Source organism: Asaia siamensis (genome assembly GCF_014635085.1).
GTDB lineage: Bacteria > Pseudomonadota > Alphaproteobacteria > Acetobacterales > Acetobacteraceae > Asaia > Asaia siamensis.
Genome location: NZ_BMCH01000001.1, coordinates 225,793 through 243,573, shown reverse-complemented (window position 1 = coordinate 243,573; position 17,781 = coordinate 225,793). Strand labels below are relative to the sequence as shown.

16 protein-coding genes are annotated in these 17,781 nt (G+C 61.1%); 6 read left to right on the top strand and 10 right to left on the bottom strand.

The window, feature by feature from the left end:
- Window positions 1–21: 21 nt before the first annotated feature.
- From xdhC to xdhA, 3 genes are all read right to left on the bottom strand, one after another.
- Window positions 22–825 carry a xanthine dehydrogenase accessory protein XdhC gene (xdhC, locus tag IEV53_RS00980; RefSeq protein WP_188425367.1) on the bottom strand — a complete coding sequence of 268 codons (804 nt, stop codon included), beginning with the start codon at window positions 823–825 and terminating at the stop codon, window positions 22–24.
- Window positions 822–3,122, bottom strand: a complete 2,301-nt coding sequence (gene xdhB / locus IEV53_RS00975) for a xanthine dehydrogenase molybdopterin binding subunit (protein WP_229719524.1) — start codon at window positions 3,120–3,122, stop codon at window positions 822–824. The genes xdhC and xdhB overlap by 4 nt, the downstream gene beginning before the upstream one ends.
- 67 nt (window positions 3,123–3,189) lie before the next feature.
- The gene (xdhA, locus tag IEV53_RS00970; RefSeq protein ID WP_188424717.1) at window positions 3,190–4,647 is read right to left on the bottom strand and encodes a xanthine dehydrogenase small subunit; all 1,458 of its coding nucleotides are present in this window, start codon (window positions 4,645–4,647) and stop codon (window positions 3,190–3,192) included.
- A 188-nt stretch (window positions 4,648–4,835) separates the two neighbouring features.
- Here xdhA and IEV53_RS00965 point away from each other — a divergent pair, with 188 nt between their 5' ends.
- The 3 genes from IEV53_RS00965 to IEV53_RS00955 all read left to right on the top strand — a co-directional run bounded on the left by IEV53_RS00965 (window position 4,836) and on the right by IEV53_RS00955 (window position 7,963).
- Complete coding sequence (locus IEV53_RS00965; protein ID WP_025840521.1) at window positions 4,836–5,114, top strand: HU family DNA-binding protein; 279 nt, start codon at window positions 4,836–4,838, stop codon at window positions 5,112–5,114.
- A 186-nt stretch (window positions 5,115–5,300) separates the two neighbouring features.
- Entirely contained in the window at window positions 5,301–6,848 is a 1,548-nt protein-coding gene (locus IEV53_RS00960) for an adenosine deaminase family protein (RefSeq protein WP_229719464.1), read from the top strand.
- 8 nt (window positions 6,849–6,856) lie between these two features.
- A complete protein-coding gene (locus IEV53_RS00955; RefSeq protein ID WP_371869804.1) occupies window positions 6,857–7,963 on the top strand; it encodes a purine nucleoside permease in 1,107 nt (368 codons plus the stop codon).
- 66 nt (window positions 7,964–8,029) lie between these two features.
- Here the strand turns inward: IEV53_RS00955 and IEV53_RS00950 are convergent, their stop codons facing one another.
- The gene (locus tag IEV53_RS00950; RefSeq protein ID WP_188424714.1) at window positions 8,030–8,836 is read right to left on the bottom strand and encodes a helix-turn-helix transcriptional regulator; all 807 of its coding nucleotides are present in this window, start codon (window positions 8,834–8,836) and stop codon (window positions 8,030–8,032) included.
- A gap of 89 nt (window positions 8,837–8,925) precedes the next feature.
- On the opposite strand from IEV53_RS00950, the gene IEV53_RS00945 reads away from it, so the two are divergent.
- Window positions 8,926–9,687, top strand: coding sequence for a class I SAM-dependent methyltransferase (locus IEV53_RS00945; protein WP_229719463.1), 762 nt, complete (start codon window positions 8,926–8,928; stop codon window positions 9,685–9,687).
- 269 nt (window positions 9,688–9,956) lie between these two features.
- On the opposite strand, the gene IEV53_RS00940 is transcribed toward IEV53_RS00945, so the two are convergent.
- From IEV53_RS00940 to IEV53_RS00925, 4 genes are read right to left on the bottom strand one after another with little or no spacing between them, the layout of a single operon-like run.
- Window positions 9,957–10,418 carry a GAF domain-containing protein gene (locus IEV53_RS00940; RefSeq protein WP_188424710.1) on the bottom strand — a complete coding sequence of 154 codons (462 nt, stop codon included), beginning with the start codon at window positions 10,416–10,418 and terminating at the stop codon, window positions 9,957–9,959.
- Between the two features lie 12 nt (window positions 10,419–10,430).
- A complete protein-coding gene (locus tag IEV53_RS00935; RefSeq protein ID WP_188424708.1) occupies window positions 10,431–11,201 on the bottom strand; it encodes a sulfite exporter TauE/SafE family protein in 771 nt (256 codons plus the stop codon).
- A gap of 9 nt (window positions 11,202–11,210) precedes the next feature.
- Window positions 11,211–12,812 (bottom strand): bifunctional protein tyrosine phosphatase family protein/NAD(P)/FAD-dependent oxidoreductase, encoded by a 1,602-nt coding sequence (locus tag IEV53_RS00930; protein ID WP_188424706.1) that lies wholly within the window; start codon window positions 12,810–12,812, stop codon window positions 11,211–11,213.
- Between the two features lie 51 nt (window positions 12,813–12,863).
- Window positions 12,864–13,790, bottom strand: coding sequence for an MBL fold metallo-hydrolase (locus tag IEV53_RS00925; RefSeq protein WP_188424704.1), 927 nt, complete (start codon window positions 13,788–13,790; stop codon window positions 12,864–12,866).
- Between the two features lie 113 nt (window positions 13,791–13,903).
- Here IEV53_RS00925 and IEV53_RS00920 point away from each other — a divergent pair, with 113 nt between their 5' ends.
- A complete protein-coding gene (locus IEV53_RS00920) occupies window positions 13,904–14,539 on the top strand; it encodes a peroxiredoxin (protein WP_188424702.1) in 636 nt (211 codons plus the stop codon).
- Entirely contained in the window at window positions 14,536–14,901 is a 366-nt protein-coding gene (locus IEV53_RS00915) for an ArsR/SmtB family transcription factor (RefSeq protein WP_188424700.1), read from the top strand. The genes IEV53_RS00920 and IEV53_RS00915 overlap by 4 nt, the downstream gene beginning before the upstream one ends.
- 197 nt (window positions 14,902–15,098) lie before the next feature.
- On the opposite strand, the gene cysC is transcribed toward IEV53_RS00915, so the two are convergent.
- Entirely contained in the window at window positions 15,099–16,979 is a 1,881-nt protein-coding gene (gene cysC / locus IEV53_RS00910; protein ID WP_188424698.1) for an adenylyl-sulfate kinase, read from the bottom strand.
- A gap of 3 nt (window positions 16,980–16,982) precedes the next feature.
- Window positions 16,983–17,777 carry a sulfate adenylyltransferase subunit CysD gene (cysD, locus tag IEV53_RS00905; RefSeq protein WP_188425364.1) on the bottom strand — a complete coding sequence of 265 codons (795 nt, stop codon included), beginning with the start codon at window positions 17,775–17,777 and terminating at the stop codon, window positions 16,983–16,985.
- Window positions 17,778–17,781 lie beyond the last annotated feature (4 nt).

Genomic DNA, 17,781 nt, shown 5'->3' with positions numbered 1-17,781 from the left:
CTGACCGCCCCTCACCTTGCCCTAATCGGACCGAGAGACCAACCGTGCAGCGAGTTCTGCTGCGACGAAAGCGGCAATGATCTGGGGGCGCTTGTCACGCAGCCCCTGCGCCCCGATGGGGCAAACCAGCGTATCGATCTGCGCCTGGCTGAGCCCGACATCCCGAAAACCCGCCTCAAAGCGCCGCCGTTTGCTTCGGGAACCGATCAACCCGACATAGGCCAGATCCCCCCGCTCGAGGGCTGCGGCCACGATCAACGCATCAAGCGTATGGCTGGGGGTCATGACCAGCGCCCCGTCCCCGGGCTTCAGACCGGCGATTTCGCGCTCCCAATCATCGGTAACGCAGACCCTCACCCCTTCGGGCACCGCGCCGAACTCATCTGCCCGAGGGTCGATCCAGCGCAGGGATAGTGGAAGGAGCGATGCCGCCTGAATGAGCGCACGCCCGACATGGCCGGCGCCGAACACCGCCAGAACCGGCCAGGACAGGCGATGCGCCCTGATCGCACGCAGCTCGGCATCGAGATCGAAAACCGGCTCGTAGCGGATAACCACCACACCGCCACAGCATTGATTGGCCTGCGGCCCCAGAACGAAACGGCTCTCCTCCCGCCCGGCTTCGCCACGCAGGATCTGGCGCGCCCGCGCCAGCGAATCCCATTCGAGCTGACCTCCGCCAATCGTACCGGTCTGGGCTGTCTCGGTGACGAGCATGAAGGCGCCCTGCTCGCGCGGGGTCGAGCCTTTTGCATCGGCCACCACCACGCGAAGCACAGCCACAGCCTGGCGCTGCCAACTGCGAATAAGATCGAAATCGATCAGACGGAGGCTCCATCACTACGCCGCGCGCGCTCCTGCACACGCATGATCGTTCGAAGCAATGTCTCAGGCGTCGCCGGGGCATCGAGCGACGGGCAGGAACGATAGGCGTCAAGGCTCGCAATGGCATCAGACAGCGCATGAAGCACGGCCACGCCATGACAGAGCGGGGGCTCACCTACGGCTTTCGAGCGATAGATCGTTGCCTCGCGATTGGGGGCATCTTCAAGCAATGTAACGTTGAAAATGCGCGGCCGATCCGAGCATGCGGGAATTTTATACGTGCTTGGGGCGTGGGTACGCAGACGACCCTGACCGTCCCAGACCAGCTCTTCTGTCGTCAGCCAGCCAGCGCCCTGAACGAAGGCACCCTCGATCTGCCCGATATCGATTGCCGGATTGAGCGACTCTCCCGCATCGTGAAGAATATCGACGCGATCGATCGTATTCTCACCGGTCAGCAGATCGAGCGTCACCTCAGCGCAGGCTGCGCCATAGGCGAAATAATAGAAGGGCCGCCCCCTACCTGTTGCCGCATCCCACGAAATCTTCGGTGTCTTGTAGAACCCGCTGGCCGAGAGCGAGATACGGGCAAAATAGACCTGCCAGACGAGATCGCGGAAGGAGACGATCTCATCACCAATGCGTACGCCTTCCTGCGTGAAAGCGATCTGCTCCGGCGGGACCTGCCATTTCTCTGCAGCAAAGGCGACCATACGCCCCTTGATCTGGCTGACAGCATCGAGCACCGCCATGCCGTTCAGATCGGCCCCCGAAGAGGCAGCCGTGGCAGAGGTATTGGGCACCTTGCCCGTTGTAGTTGCGGTAATGCGGACACTCTCGGCAGGCAGGGCAAATTCGTGCCGCACGATCTGTACCATCTTGGTGTGCAGCCCCTGCCCCATTTCCGTGCCGCCATGATTCACCTGCACGGAACCATCGGTATAGACATGCACCAGCGCCCCGGCCTGATTGTAATGGGTGGCCGTAAAGGAAATGCCGAATTTGACGGGCACAAGAGCAATGCCCTTGCGCAGGGTCCGGCTCGTGCTGTTGAAATCCCGTAGAGCCTGACGGCGCCTGCGATAATCGCAGCGCTCGGCAAGCTGTGTCATGACCAGATCGGTGATCGAATCCTCGACCACCATGTGATAGGGCGTCACATCGCGTTCGCCCGTGCCATAGACATTGCGCAGACGCACATCCAGCGGGTCCATACCCGTGGCATGGGCAATTTCCTCGATGAGGCGCTCGGCGGCAATGATACCCTGAGGCCCACCAAACCCGCGAAACGCCGTGTTGGACTGCGTATTGGTCTTCAGGGCCAAGGAGCGAAACCGCACATCGGGATAGAAATAGGCGTTATCGGCATGAAAAAGCGCGCGATCGGTCACAGGCCCGGAGAGATCGGCCGACCAGCCGCATCGAGCCGCTAGTTCCATGTCAACAGCCAGAATATCGCCCTGATCGGTAAAGCCGACATCATAGGCCACCTTGAAGTCGTGGCGCTTGCCGGTGATGACCATGTCGTCATCGCGATCAAGGCGCATCTTGGCGGCCTGCCCTGTCAGTGAGGCCGCGAGCGCTGCAAGACAGGCACATCCATTGGCCTGTGACTCCTTGCCGCCAAATCCACCCCCCATACGCCTGATTTCGGTTGTCACAAGGTGATGGGGCAGGCCCAGCACACTGGCCACGAGGTGCTGCGTTTCGGAAGGATGCTGCGTGGAAGACCACAGACGCATCTCGCCTGCTTCGCCGGGCTGAGCCAGCGCTACCTGTCCCTCGAGATAGAAATGCTCCTGACCGCCGATGGTGAGCGTGCCCTGGAGCCGCCTTGGCGCCTTCGCAAGCGCGGGCTCCACATCGCCACGCGCCATGGTGAGCGGGCGCCAGACCACGGCACTGCCATTGGCCTTCGCGCTGTCGATATCGAGAATGGCAGGCAGTTCCTCATAAACGATACGCGCCAGCTTCACCGCCCGTCTGGCGATAGCGCGCTCTGTTGCGACCACCGCAAAGATCGGCTGGCCGACATGCTGCACCAGATCCTGTGCCAGAAGCGGCTCGTCATTGGCATGAACAGGGCTGGTCTGGTTCTCGCCGGGAATATCCTGTGCGGTCAGCACGCGCACCACACCCGGCAGGGCACGTACAGCCGCAAGATCGATCGAGACGATGCGCGCATGCGCCTTTTCGCTCAGCCCCGGCACCACATGCAAAAGCCCCTTGGGCTCTGGCAGATCGTCAATGTAGAGCGCCCGTCCGGTGACATGCAGTACGGCACTTTCATGCTTCATGTTGCGGGTCGGCTCTGCCGAAGCGGAGGGCGACAGACCATCCGGCGCAACGGGCGATGCAATGGTATCAGACATGAGCGAGCCCTCCGGCCTTGGCGAGGCGCATGGTCTCACCCTGGCTTTCCTCGAAAAAGCGCGTCAGCAAATTGGCCGCGACGGTCTGACGATACCAGGCACTCGCGCGCATATCGTTCAGCGGGGTGAAATCTTCGGCCAGCGCCAGACGTGCGGCCTCGAGCGTGGCCTCATGCCACTTCGCACCGATCAGGACCCCCTCGGCACGCACGGCCCGACACGGCGTTGCCGCCATGCCACCAAACGCCAGACGTGCCTCCTGCACGATCCCCTCGTCGTCGACACGCAGTGCAAAGGCAGCGAGCACGGCCGAGATATCCTGATCGAAGCGTTTCGAGATCTTGTAGCTGCGATAGAATATCCCCTCGGCGAGCGGTGGAATGGTAACAGCTTCCACGAACTCGCCTGCCTGCCGGTCCTGCTTGCCATAGGCCAGAAAATACCGCTCAAGGGGAATTACACGTTTTTCCGCCCCACGGCGCAGGTGAAGCATCGCCCCTGCGGCTATCAGTGCCGGAGGTCCGTCACCGATGGGCGAGCCGTTGGCGATGTTGCCACAGAGCGTCGCGCTGTTGCGTATGGGTGTCGAGCCGATGCGCCCGACCAGCGCGCCAAAATCAGGCAGCAGCGCAGCCAATGCTTCACGTGCAGCATCGTAGGTGACCGCTGCCCCGATATGGAGCCCCTCATCATCGCGCTCGAGCCGCATCAGATTGGGACATTGCCCGATGAAGGCCACGCGCGGCAGGGCGCGCATGGCTTTGGTAACCCAGAGCCCCACATCGGTGGCCCCTGCCACAATCAGTGTATCGGGATGCTCCTGCAGATAGCGTGCCAGCGAGGCCGCGCTGGCAGGCAGGAAGATCGCGCCATGCGAGGTCTCAATCGCGACATCCTCGCCGTCCTGCAACGCTTCAAGCTTTGCGCCCAGCGCTGAAAGCGCCGTTTCAAAGGGGCTGTCCGGAGCGGCAAGGGCCTGCTTCATGGCGCGCACGATGGGCGCATAGCCGGTGCAACGGCAGAGATTACCCGAAAGGGCCGAATCAATCGCCGCGTCATCGTCCGAGCGCTCATCCGCATTGCGATAGGCGACCATCGACATCACAAAACCCGGCGTGCAGAAGCCGCATTGCGCGCCGTTGAGAGTGACCATCGCCTCCTGAACGGGGTGAAGCGCCCCGGCGCTGCCGACATCCTCAATGGTGAACAAGGCAGCGCCATCGAGCATCGGCAGAAGCTGGATGCAGGCATTTACAGCCTTCAAGACCACGCGATCTCCGCGCAGCCGCGCGACTACGACCGTGCAGGCGCCACAATCACCTTCGTTGCATCCTTCTTTCGTGCCTGTGCGGCCTTCGTGACGCAGCCAGTCAAGCAGGGTCTGGTCAGGGGCAACATTGTCCAGACTGACAAGGCGCTCCCCCAGATAGAACCGTATCGACTGACGCATGAAGCCCCCTTCAAAAAGTGGAAAGCAGATGAATGAGAGGGGGCGGCCCCTTCGCCATTTCCCGAAACTCTTGTATGATTGGGAGATTCGACAGCAGAGAACAATCAGGAATATTGCATTTCCTGCCTTGTTCTCGCTTCGAACTGCGCCTAAGGCTCCACGGCCATTCCAAACGCAAGAGGATCACAATGAAATCCACTGATCTGATCGACCGCATCGCCGCCGCAACCGGTGGCACCAAGGCCGACGCCAAGACCGCCCTCGACACGGTCTGGGCCAGCATCATCGACGCCGCCACCAAGGGCGACGAAGTTTCCATTCCGGGCTTCGGCAAGTTCCAGGTCCGTTCGACCGCAGCACGTCAGGGCCGCAACCCGAAGACGGGTGAGACGATCGAGATCGCTGCTTCCAAGAAGCTCAGCTACTCCCCGGCCAAGAACGTCAAGGACGCTCTGACCGGCAAGTAAGCCGATCGAGGCGTTGTCGGCAGCAGCGATCATCGTCGCGCCGCAACGCCTCAGGATCAGGCAGCGCCCTGACTTCTTACGGGAGGCTGGGCCTGCCTTTTCGACCCGCCACGGCATGGTTCGTCAACCCGTTGCGGCGCAAACAGGAAATACCTGTAAAAAGCATCCATATCCCCGCAGGGATGCTTGCAAAAGCGACCGGGTTTCGTCACGTTCCGCGACATGGTGCCCCGCTTTTTACCCGCTCTTCTCGTCGCTTTCCCGATCCTGTCTGCCCAGGCCGAAACGCCCGAGGCTCAGGCGACCGCGCGCGTTTTCGATCATATCCGCAGCGATCCGACACGCCTGACCCTGTTCATGCGCAGCTTCCCGAAAGGGGGCGATCTGCATAACCATCTTGCAGGCGCCATACCGGCAGAGAGCTTTCTGGACTGGGCCAGCGAAGATGGTCTGTGCGCGTCATTGTCGCAGGGGCGCATCCTTCCGACCAAATGCCGCCTAGCCACACCGGGCGATATTCCGGCAGCCCAACTCAAGGCGCATGACGAGGCTCGCGCCGTCATGATCGATTCCCTGTCGATGCATGACTTCGTGCCTTCCGCCACAGATCGCTCCGGACACGATCACTTTTTCTCGACTTTCGGACGCTTCGCACCGGTTCTCGCAACCCATCAGGGGGCCATGCTGGCGCAGGCGCGCGACCAGGCCGCCGCCGATCATGTTGTCTATCTCGAGCTCATGATCTCCCCAGGACTGGGCGCCATGGTGAAGGCTGGAGACCAGCATCCGCTGCGTGATCTCGACCTCGCGGCGGCTCACGAAGCGCTTGCAGAAGAACGCCCCCGTCTTGTCGCAGAAGCCCGCCACGACACGGACGAGATGGAGCATGACGCGCGCGACATCATGCAATGCGACACCCCCGCCGCCCATCCGGGCTGCGCCGTGACCGTGCGCTATCTGTTTCAGGCCATACGCACCATGACGCCTGCGCAGGTCTTTACCCAGCTCGATGCGGGCTATCAGCTCGCCCATGACGACAAGCGTTTCGTCGGGCTGAATTTCGTGGCCCCCGAAGACAATGCTGTCGCCATGGCGGATTACAGCCTGCATATGCAGATGTTCGCCAAGCTTGGCGCGCTCTATCCCGATGTGCGGTTGAGCCTGCATGCGGGCGAGCTCACCCCCGCCCTTGTCCCGGCGAGCGGGCTGCAAAGCCATATACGCGACGCGGTCGAGATTGCGGGGGCAGAGCGTATTGGCCACGGCGTCGATATCCTTTGGGAGAAAGACCCCATCCGCCTGCTCAATGAAATGGCCGAGCGACGCGTCGCGGTGGAAATCAACCTGACGAGCAATGCTGAAATTCTGGATGTGAGCGGCAGCGCGCATCCCCTCAACCTCTACCGCCGCGCCCATGTGCCTGTCGTGCTCTCGACCGATGATGAGGGCGTATCACGCAGCAATCTGACACTCGACTATCTCAGGGCCCTCTCGACGACGAGTCTGAGCTATGCCGATCTCAAGACCCTGTCTCGCAACAGCCTGACCTATGCCTTCATTCCCGGCACCAGCCTGTGGGACGGTGATCATATCACCACGCTCTGCAAGGCCCCCCAGAGCTTTGCCTGCGCCGATTTCCTCAGGAAAAGCGAAAAGGCCCGTCTGCAGCTTCAGCTCGAGCAGAATTTCGCGACTTTCGAAAACACGATCAGCCACGCCCCCCTCTTCCAGTGAAGTCTCCCATGATGAAACGCCTTCTCGCCCTCACCGCGCTCTCTTTCACCGGCGCGGCCGTTTCTGCTCCAGCCCTCGTTCTGGCAGCCGAAACCGCCCCGGCCACAGCGAAGATTCCGGTGCGTGTGGTGGTCGTGACGACCTTCGAAATAGGCAAGGATACAGGCGACACACCGGGCGAATATCAGAACTGGATCGAGAAATTTCCGCTCGCCCAGACCCTGCCTGCACCCGGCACCGATCATGGCGTCATGCATTACAACCCCGATCTGCAGGTTCTGGCTATCGCCAGCGGTGAAGGGCCTGAGCATATGGCCTCTGCCATGACTGCGCTCATTCTCGACCCGCGTTTCGATCTGCGTCACAGCTATTTCGTGCTTGCGGGTATTGCCGGCATCGATCCCAATTTCGGCACGATCGGCGCGGCCGTCTGGGCACCGCGCGTCATCAATGGTGGCCTCGCCCATCTGGTCGACCCGCGTGAAATCCCCAGGGACTGGCCCGACGGCTTCACCCCCGTTCAGGGCAGCCGCCCGGACGAGACGCCCCGCCCACCGCTTCACTCGCTCTCGGGCGACATGACGTACACCCTCAACCCCGGCCTGACCCAATGGGCCTTCGACCTCACGAAGGCAATCTCCCTGCCCGACAGCGACGGCATGAAGCAGAGCCGGGCCCGCTATCACGGCTATGCTCCTGCCCAGAAGCCACCCTCGGTCATGATGGGTGACACCATCTCGGGGGAAACCTTCTGGGTCGGCAAACTCATGAATCGCTGGGCCGAACGCTGGGTGCGCTACTGGACCGATAATCAGGGCGTCATGGCCACGACTGCCGAAGAAGATGTTGCCTTCTGTCAGGCGCTCGCCCTTCAGGCCAAAGCCGGTCGCGTCGATCCCGAGCGCGCCCTCGTGCTTCGCACGTCGAGCAATTTCGACATGCCGCCACCGGGCCAGACCGCAGCCCAGCTTCTTGCCGATGAAGCCAATGAAAAGGGCTATTCGGCCTTCATTCCATCAGTCAACGCGGCCTATCAGGTTGGCAGCGTAGTGGTGCGCGAACTCGCCTCGCATTGGGATCGGTATGAGAACACGATCCCCACTACCGGCAAATAAGGCGCTTGAGGGGGACTGCCTCGCAGAAAGCCTGTCGCCCCTCGTTAACCCGTGACGGAGCAAGTTCTAGCCTGACTGGCTGCGAAAACGGGCCGGAGAGCAGCCGAGCAATCGCGCGAAAGCCTTGGCAAACGCGCTCTGGGACGCATAGCCGCTCTCGGCAGCTACCCGCGTCACGCTTTCTCCCTGGGCCAGTGACGTAGCAGCGTGAAAAAGCCGGGCCTGGGTGATCCATTGCTGCCAGTTCATACCGGTCTCCTTGTCGAAATACCGTCGAAAGCTCCGCTCAGACATCCCCGCTTCACGCATCACCATGGCCAGGCTGGCGGCACCGGGGTCCAGCAGGGCGGCGTCCATACCGCGCTGAAGCGAAGGATGCCGTGCTTTTGGCAACACGAAGTCCTGCTGTCCGGCTGCCTGGATCGCCTCCTGCAGCAGCAGGACGAGTGTCTGCAAAAAGCTCTTTGTCAATGGTTCGCGATCACCGACACCCTCTGACCAGCGGAGGGCGTAAAACAGCATTTCCTGAATCAGCGGCGATACCGGAAAAGCTCGAATGGACCGGCAACCTGTCTCCACCTCCTCGGGGGCAAGAAAGAGCGAAACACCATCCAGATTACGGATCATCGTGCGGTGACGCATCTGCGCGGGAATCCACAAGGCGTGTCCCGCCGGAAGAAGATGGCGGCCCGCCTCCCCCTCAACCTGCGTCGTCCCTTTTCTGGCAAACAGGATCTGATGTGTGGGGTGCGCGTGCCAGGCATAGAACAGGGCCTCGCTCGCTTCCTTTCGCGCCAGCCCGACAGCTCGCACCTGATCGAGATGGTTCTCTTTCAGGACAGCCTGTGTTTCCTCGACAGTCAGGATCTTCATCTGGCCGATATCCGCCTTTTTTTGACCGCACCGCGTCAGACGGCCAGCCTCTCCCCTCCTATCCTGCCTGAAACAGGAAAGGAATGAGGATGTCGACCTCGCATGACACCAGAATCGTCGAGCAATTCACGCGCTGGGCGGCCAACTTCGCTGCCCTGCCTCTCCATGCCGAGGCCACGAGCATGGCACAGACCCTCGCTGCCTGCGATGTCAGTCCCGGGATGCGCGTGCTTGATGTCGCCTGCGGTCCGGGCATCGTCTCATGCGCTCTGGCGGCACAAGGCGCAGATGTGACGGGTCTCGACCTGACCCCAGCCATGATCGATCAGGCGCGCCAGCTGGCCGCGCAGCGCGGGCTCTCCGTGACTTTCGACTGCGGCAATGCTTTTGATCTGCCCTTTGAAGAAGGGGCGTTCGACAGGGTCGTCACACGCTACAGTTTTCATCACATGCAGAATCCGCAGGCTTGTCTGATCGAGATGGCGCGCGTTTGCCGCCCCGATGGGCGCCTCATTGTCATTGACGCCACCCCCGACCCGGCATGTCAGCAGGGCTATGATCAGGCTGAGAAACTGCGAGACCCGTCCCACACCTCTGCCCTGACACAGGCGCAGCTTCTGGACCTCGGCGCAAAGGCGGGGCTTGTCCCGATCCTGACCCACGCCTATCGCCTGGAATCGCGACTCAACGATCAGGTTGCCCCTGAAGATTGCGCCAGCCTTGAGGCCCTTTTCGCCGATGACATCGCCAGCGGCACAGATCGCCTCGGCATGGGGGCCTTTCACACCGATGACGGCATAGGATTCTTCTTTCCTATCTCGATCATCGTCTGGCGCAAAAACAGGGCCTGATGGTCCCCCTCTTTATGTGAGGGTACGGCAGCCTTGCGCAGGCGCAATAATAGCGCGCGGCTCTATCCCGCGTGTGAGAAAGCGACCGGCCATTGCAGATCGGTCTGCCTCGACAGGGCAGGCCCGACCCAGCGTGAGCTTACCGATCAATCCGGGCTCTCGGCTGGTCCTGAGCAAGCAGGATGTAACAGAACGGGAGTGGTATAATACCGCTCCCACCTGGAGATCTGGCGCCGCCGGACGCCAGCTCCCTGCTTAAGCGTGCAGCTTCAGGCGTTGAGGAGAAGACCCACCAGCTTTGTCAGCATGGCTTCTTCCTCAGGGCCAAAACGGGCGGGGTCGGGGCTGTCGATATCGAGCACGCCGAGGAGTTCACCGTCACGGATCAGGGGAAGGACGATTTCGGAGGCAGAGGCCGCATCGCAGGCGATATGGCCCGGAAAGCTGTGCACATCGTCTATACGCTGGGTGCGACGCTCAGCAGCTGCGGTGCCACATACGCCACGCCCTATCGCAATACGGGTGCACGCGACGCGCCCCTGAAAGGGACCAAGCACCAGTTCGCCTTCCTTGTGCAGATAGAAACCGGCCCAGTTGATGCGCGGCAACGCCTCGAACAGCACTGCAGAGATATTGGCCATATTCGCGATGAGATCGCGTTCGGCGGCAACAAGGCCTTCAACGGCAGAAAGGATATCGTCCTGGGTCAGTTTCTGGTCAGGGGCGCTCATGGGGTTTCACTTTCAGAAGTTCCGAAAGACGATATACCCCGCCACGACGAAAATGAGACCCGCAAAAACCAGTTTCAACGTGGCCCCTGAGCCTTTGCCCAGTCTGCGCGCCAGAGACGTGCCAGCCAGCGAGCCGATGATCCCCCCTGCGATGAACCATCCGGCGAGCGGCCAGTCGACAAGGCCCGACAGCGCATAGCTGATGGCTGTCGTGACGCCAAAAGCGGCAACCGCGACCAGAGAAGTCCCGACCGCATTGAGCACCGGCATATGCGTGGCCGCCATGAGGGCGGGTACGATCAGAAATCCGCCACCAATGCCGAAAAAACCGGATAATCCGCCTGTGCCAAGGCCGAACAGCCCTACCTTCCAGACATTATCGCGATTGCAGGCCGCCCCTGGAATGCCCTCGTCGTGACGTCCCCTGATCATGGCCACGCCAACCAGAACCATGAGGACAGCAAAGAGCAACAGCAGACGCTGCCCATCGACGGCCTTGCCAAGCTGTGCCCCGAGCGCGGCACCCAGCATACCGGCTGGGGCGAAGAACCCCGCGCAGCGCCATTTGACGGTATGTTCCTTCGCGTGGCTCACCAGACCGGCCAGCGCATTCACCGCCACAGCGAAGGCACTCGTGCCAATGGCGATATGCGGGTTGCGCACCCCTACCGCGTAAATCAGGAGCGGTACGGCGAGGATGGAGCCACCCCCGCCAATCAGGCCCAGAACCAGCCCGACAAGGCTGCCTGACGCAAGGGCAGGCAGAAAAGGGGTCGCAACCATGAGTGTGGATCAGCCTTCGTGCTTCTTGGCAGGACGCACAAACAGCTCACGACCGCGCAGCATGAAATCCCAGTAAAGGCGCGGCATGATCTTTTCTTTGAGGAACCAGGCCAGGCGCGTGGGCTTCTTGCCGTCCAGTATCCAGCCCGGCAGGGTAGGCAGCAGCTTGCCGCCATAGCCGAACTCGGCGAGCACGATCTTGCCGCGCTCGACCGTCAGCGGGCAGCCACCATAGCCGTCATAGGCATAATCGAGCTTGCGGCCCGAAAGCTGTGCAATAAGGTTTTCGACCACGACTGGCGCCTGCTTGCGAGCGGCGGCTGCCGTCTTGGCATTGCTCGTGCCCGCCACATCGCCCACCGCGAAAACATTCGGGAAGACAGTGTGCTGCATCGTATCGGGATGGACGGAGACAAAACCATCCTGACCGGCCAGAGGAGAAGATTTGATGACATCGGGCGCGGTCTGGGGCGGGACCACATGCAGCATATCGAATTTGCGCTCGACGCGCTCTGTGCCCTTGTCGGTCGTGCGCTCGAAAGTCGCGATCTTTTTCTCGCCATCGACCGCGACGAGACGCGATTTGAGCGTCAGGTCGATGCTGTAGCCCTTGATGTAATTCATAAGAGCAGGCACGAAATCAGCCACGCCAAACAGGCTGGGCGTTGCCGTGTCGAAGGCGACCTGAACGCGACCCAGCACGCCTTTGCGACGCCACGCATCGCAGGCCAGATACATCGCCTTCTGAGGTGCGCCAGCGCATTTGATGGGCATGGGTGGCTGGGTAAAGAGCGCCGTACCTTCTTCGAGCTTGCTCACCAACTCCCAGGTGTAAGGAGCCAGATCGTAGCGGTAGTTCGACGTGACGCCATTCTTGCCCAGCGTCTCGGTCAGGCCGGGAATGGCCGCCCAGTCAAGCTTGATGCCGGTTGCGACGATCATCGCGTCATAAAGGATCTCGCTGCCATCGCCGAGTTCGACGCGGTTCTGCTCGGGCTTGAAGCCTGTCACGGCCTGACGGATCCAGTTTGCCCGTGCCGGAATCAGCCCCACTTCAGAGCGCTGCGTGTCTCTTGCCGTGAACACGCCGCCACCGACCAGCGTCCAGCCAGGCTGATAATAATGCTCGGTCGAAGGTTCGATGACGGCCACCAGCAGTTCGGGCCGCCTGCGCAGCAGGCTTGCCGCGCAGGCGAGACCACCCGCGCCGCCGCCTACCACCACGACATCGAAACGCTGGCTCTTCGGTGCGGGCTCTTCCGTCTGCGCCGAAGCCAGTTCGAACAGATCGGATGCGCGACGGCCCGAACGGCAATAGGCCAGAACCTTGCCCGTATTATCCGGCCCGATCATCTCGGCCAGGGTGCGACGCATGACCGTCACGCTGTGCGCATCGGGCGTGGCGCCCATGCGGACAGGAATATAGGCAAAGGCCAGGCCGCATTTCTCGGCGGCGACACCGAGATCGGCAACGCTCGGCTGGTCTTTCTCTTCGCCATCAGGACGGGTCGAGATAATGGCGGTAAAGCCCTGCTCCTTGAGGGCGGGCAGATCCTCGACGCGGATCTGGGGCGATACGGCGAAATGCGCTGTAAGAAAACGAAGGGACATGAGCGTGCCTTTCTCTTGTCAGACTGTCTTGTTTGCCAGGGTCTTGAGCGTTCAGAGCGTGTCGAGCGGTATCTTGATGTAGCGCGTTCCGTTCTCTTCGGGTTCCGGCAGACGCCCGCCGCGCATATTGATCTGGACCGATGGCATGATGAGATTGGGCAGCGACAATGTCGCATCACGTTTCGTGCGCATCTCGACGAATTCGTCTTCACTCACCCCGTCATGCACATGCAGATTGCTCTCGCGCTGGGCACCGATCGTGGTTTCCCACGCATAGAAATCGCGCCCCGGTGCCTTGTAGTCGTGACAGAGAAAAAGTCGTGTTTCGGCAGGAAGCGACAACAGGCGCCGGATCGACCGATAAAGCTGCCTTGCGTCACCACCGGGAAAGTCGGCGCGCGCCGTGCCAAAATCGGGCATGAACAGCGTATCCCCAATGAACGCGGCATCACCGATAACGAAGGCCATATCGGCGGGCGTGTGCCCCGGCACATGCAGGGCCATGGCCTCGATTTCACCAATCATGAAACGATCACCATCCCTGAAAAGATGGTCGAACTGTGAGCCATCCCGCGCGAAACGCGTACCTGCGTTGAAGATCTTGCCAAAGACCTCCTGCACACGGGTAATCTCGGCACCAATGGCCAGCTTGCCGCCCAGCTGCTCCTGCAACCAGGGCGCCGCTGAGAGGTGATCGGCGTGGGCATGGGTCTCCAGCTGCCAGACGATCGTCAGATTTTCATTTTTAATGAAATCGAGAACAGCCTGTGCGCTCTCGCAGGACGTGCGACCAGAAGCAGGATCGTAATTGAGCACGCTGTCGATAATGGCAGCTTCTCTGGTTTTGGGATCATACACCACGTGTGACGCTGTATAGGTCGGCTCATCAAAGAAGCTTTTGATGACCGGCCGGGGCAGCGCGCCCTCATGCGTCTCTTTTACAAGCTGCGTCGCATGGGCGATGTGCACGTCATTCATGGTGCCACTCCTGGTTATTTCATATTTCATGAATATGATATTTCGTAGTTTGTGTAACTATGATAGGTGATGGCGTCAAGAAACGCTTTCTTAAAGATAGGTGAGGATATTTCGTGCAGGACGCGTCGCCCAGCTTGCCCCCTCAACTCGGATCGAAAGCCCCCAATTTTCGTGCTCGCACCACGCAGGGCATGATGACTCTGGGCGATTATCGCGGACGCTGGATCGTGCTTTTTTCTCATCCGGCCGATTTCACTCCCGTCTGCACGAGTGAGTTCGTGGCTTTCGCTCAGGCACAGGGCGATTTCGACGCGCTCGGCTGCCAGTTGCTTGGGCTTTCGGTCGATAGCCTGCCCTCGCATCTGGCATGGCTCGATGCGATCAGAAGAGAACTGAAGGTCACGATCGGGTTCCCCGTCATTGAAGACCCTTCAATGACCATTGCCCGTGCCTATGGCATGCTCGACCAGACCGCAGAAAACAGCAGCACGGTCCGCTCGACCTTCATTATCGACCCGGAGGGTATCGTTCAGACCATTCTGACATACCCGCTTTCGGTAGGACGCTCGGTGAGTGAGATACTGCGCACGCTCAAGGCCCTGCAGCGCACCGCGAAGGGCGGCGTTCTGACCCCTGAAGGCTGGCAGCCGGGCCAGGCCGTTTTTGACCCGGCATCCCTGACCACCGAAAGCGTGTCCGAGCAGAATTCACCCTTGTGGTTCTATCGCCTGAGGGAGGATGAGGCATGACCCCCGAAGCCAGAGAAAGCCTTGCCCCTCTGCTCGAGCGCCTGCGCCTCTATAATCAGGTTCAGCGCCTGCTGATCCTCTCCTGTCTCTGCGAGGGGCCCCGTTCGGTTTCCGAGATCGAACGGGGAACAGCGATCGGCCAACCGGCCCTGTCACAGCAACTTGGCGAATTGAGACGCGCAGGCATGATCGCTGCCAGACGCGAATCCCGCGAAGTCACCTATGATTTTGCGACACCCACTGAAAAACTGAGGGCGGAGACGATCCTCTCCCTGCTCCTCACTCACCCGGAACCACGACAGCACCCAGCTCCGTCCGCCGGACATGTTGGCGCCCAGTTCGCATCCATTCTGGACGACTGAGCCCACCGAAGGGTGCCTCGTTGATCGCCCTGAAGACTGTTGTGAGAAAGCAGGGCCATTCAGGGATCGGCCAGATACGGTCCTGCCCCTTTGGCGGTTCATATGCCGAAGGGAAATAATACGCCCTCAACAGGCCCTGAAGAAAAATTCGGACAGGTTCCGATACGACGAATTATCGCACCGCAACCCGACAGAAATTAGCGTGTCACCACGCCCTGAACGAAGTTACGGAAAACGAGTACCGTGCCATTGAGTTCGTCTTCGGTCGCCAGGCGAAGTGCTGGCGCATCAGGCGCTTCGTAAGGCGCAGAAACACCCGTGAATTCCGGGATTTTTCCTGCCCGTGCCGCCGCATAAAGCCCCTTGGGGTCACGCTGCTCGCATAGTTCGAGAGCCGCATCCACATGAACTTCATGGAAGCCCTGCCCGATGATCTGCGCTGCCTGAGCGCGATCTTCAGCCAGAGGCGACACCAGCGCCACGATCACCACCTGACCGCTTTCGGCCAGAATGCGCGCGACATGCGCGGCGCGACGGATGTTCTCGCGACGATCTTCCGGCGAGAAGCCGAGATCGCTGCACAGACCCGCCCGTAGCGTATCGCCATCGAGAACCGTTGTGCGCAGCCCCTGAGCCACAAGTTCGGCCTCGGCAGCCCGCGCGATGGTGCTCTTGCCCGAACCGGGCAAGCCGGTTAGCCAGAACACAGCCCCTTCATGACCATGCAACGCACGACGCTCGCCTGCACTCACCTTGCTTGCCGTAGGATGGATGGCGTGCGTGCCATCCGGCAGTTCAGCCGCGCCAAGCAGCGGCGCACCACCGACAATACGCTGGAAGCGATCGACCAGAACACCACGACCATCGCTGTAACCCGGTGAGAACGGGTCGAACAGAATGGCATGGGACGTTGCCAGCGTGATTTCGGCAAAGCCGTCCGGCGGCACCTCGTCTGCCGCTGACAGCGTCAGATCATCAAGGTTCACCACGGCGTCGATCGAGGCCACAGTGACGTCATGCTCAGCGGTTGCCAGTCGCAGGGTAAAGCTCTCACCCACGCGCAAAGGCTCGCCGCGCAGCCAGAACAGACGCGTGCGGATGCGGGCCGCACGGATCAAAGCGTTTCCGGTCTCATGGGCCGGGAAAAGCAGATCGCCGCGATCCGGCACCAGATCGGGCTCCAGACGCAGGGCAATCGATTCACCTGCCCCGGCTACCGGATTTGCCGGGGCATGCCAGCGGCAGATTTCGGCGACAGTTGCCTGCTGCCCCTGCGAGCCGATCATGATGCGATCGCCAGCGCGGATCACACCGCGCTCGATACGCCCGGCAACATAGCGCACATCGTCGAAGCGATAGACGTCCTGCACCGGCATACGGAAATCCAGCGCAAGGCGTGACGCGGGCGCCGGGACGGCTGCCAGAGCCTCAACCAGGGTCGGGCCCGTGTACCAAGGCGCACGCTCGGAGCGGCTGGCAATATTATCGCCATCGCGTGCCGAAGCGGGAACAAAAGCCTCGACCGTGATTTCGAGACGACCGAGCAGATCGCGCACATCGATCTCGGCCTGGGCGATCTTCGCCTGATCGAAATCGAGCAGATCCGACTTGTTCAGCAACACGATGACGTGGCGAATACCGATCAGGCGCAGCAGCATGGCGTGACGACGCGTCTGCTCCTGCGCGCCCTCGAGCGCATCGACCACCAGCACGGCGGCCTCGGCATCGGCAGCACCCGTAATCATGTTACGCAGGAACTGACGGTGGCCCGGCGCATCGACAATCACGAATTCACGCCCGCCCAGATGGAACGGAATACGCGTGGAATCGACAGTCACACCCTGATCGCGTTCGATCTGAAGGGAGTCGAGCAGGAAGCTCCATTCAACAGCGAGACCGCGCTTGCGGCTGCTCTCGACAATCTGCGCGAGCTTGCCATCCTGCAGGCTGTCTGTGTCGTAAAGCAGACGCCCGATCAGCGTGGACTTGCCGTGATCGACATGGCCGACAATGACGATCGGCGTGGCGGCGGCCCGCAGCGAGGCGGGAAGGTCGTTGGTGGTCATGGTATCGCCCATAGCTCAGAGATAGCCCGCAACGCGCAGACGCTCGAAAGCGTCTTCGGATTCATGGTCCATGGCGCGACCGGCGCGCTCGGAGGTCTTGCTGTTTTCCAGCTCGGCAATGACTTCGGCCAGGGTCGAGGCATTGCTGTCGATCGGGCTCGTGATGTCCTGATCGCCAAGCGACCGGTAGCGCTTGCCGTTCTTGGCAAAATACAGATCGACCAGCGGAATGTTCTCGCGCTCGATATAACGCCAGATATCGATCTCACGCCAGGAAAGCAGCGGATGCACACGAATATGCATGCCGTCTTCATAAGGCGTCGCATACTGGTCCCAGAATTCGGGAGGCTGGTTGCGTACGTCCCAGCGATGACCCGCACCGCGAGGACTGAACACACGCTCCTTGGCGCGCGTTGCCTGCTCGTCGCGGCGGATGCCGGCAATCACGCCGCGCAGCTTGTGCTTTTCGATCAGACTCGCCAGACCGGCCGTCTTGCGGGCGGCAGAACGCGCTGCGGGCGGCAGGGAGGGATCAATTTCCTCAACCGGCGGGCAATCGCCCAGCATCAGGTCGAGATTCCATTTCTTCGTGTATTCCTCACGAAAGGCGTACATCTCGGGAAATTTCTTGCCGGTATCGACATGCATGACCGGAAAGGGAACGCGGCCCATAAAGGCCTTGCGTGCCAGCCAGACCATGACATTGCTGTCCTTGCCCAGAGACCAGAGCAGCGAAAGCGGACGAAGCTTGCGATAGGCTTCACGCAGCACGAAAATGCTCTGCGCCTCGAGCTGATCGAGATCGTCCATGACG

Excerpts from the sequence above, each read along its gene's own strand:
- IEV53_RS00940 (WP_188424710.1), bottom strand. The coding sequence starts at position 10,418 with ATGAGCGCCCCTGACCAGAAACTGACCCAGGACGATATCCTTTCTGCC.
- IEV53_RS00930 (WP_188424706.1), bottom strand. The coding sequence starts at position 12,812 with ATGTCCCTTCGTTTTCTTACAGCGCATTTCGCCGTATCGCCCCAGATC.
- IEV53_RS00935 (WP_188424708.1), bottom strand. The coding sequence starts at position 11,201 with ATGGTTGCGACCCCTTTTCTGCCTGCCCTTGCGTCAGGCAGCCTTGTC.
- cysC (WP_188424698.1), bottom strand. The coding sequence starts at position 16,979 with ATGGGCGATACCATGACCACCAACGACCTTCCCGCCTCGCTGCGGGCC.
- IEV53_RS00950 (WP_188424714.1), bottom strand. The coding sequence starts at position 8,836 with ATGAAGATCCTGACTGTCGAGGAAACACAGGCTGTCCTGAAAGAGAAC.
- IEV53_RS00955 (WP_371869804.1), top strand. The coding sequence starts at position 6,857 with ATGATGAAACGCCTTCTCGCCCTCACCGCGCTCTCTTTCACCGGCGCG.
- xdhA (WP_188424717.1), bottom strand. The coding sequence starts at position 4,647 with ATGCGTCAGTCGATACGGTTCTATCTGGGGGAGCGCCTTGTCAGTCTG.
- cysD (WP_188425364.1), bottom strand. The coding sequence starts at position 17,777 with ATGGACGATCTCGATCAGCTCGAGGCGCAGAGCATTTTCGTGCTGCGT.
- IEV53_RS00925 (WP_188424704.1), bottom strand. The coding sequence starts at position 13,790 with ATGAATGACGTGCACATCGCCCATGCGACGCAGCTTGTAAAAGAGACG.
- xdhB (WP_229719524.1), bottom strand. The coding sequence starts at position 3,122 with ATGAAGCATGAAAGTGCCGTACTGCATGTCACCGGACGGGCGCTCTAC.
- IEV53_RS00965 (WP_025840521.1), top strand. The coding sequence starts at position 4,836 with ATGAAATCCACTGATCTGATCGACCGCATCGCCGCCGCAACCGGTGGC.
- IEV53_RS00945 (WP_229719463.1), top strand. The coding sequence starts at position 8,926 with ATGTCGACCTCGCATGACACCAGAATCGTCGAGCAATTCACGCGCTGG.
- IEV53_RS00915 (WP_188424700.1), top strand. The coding sequence starts at position 14,536 with ATGACCCCCGAAGCCAGAGAAAGCCTTGCCCCTCTGCTCGAGCGCCTG.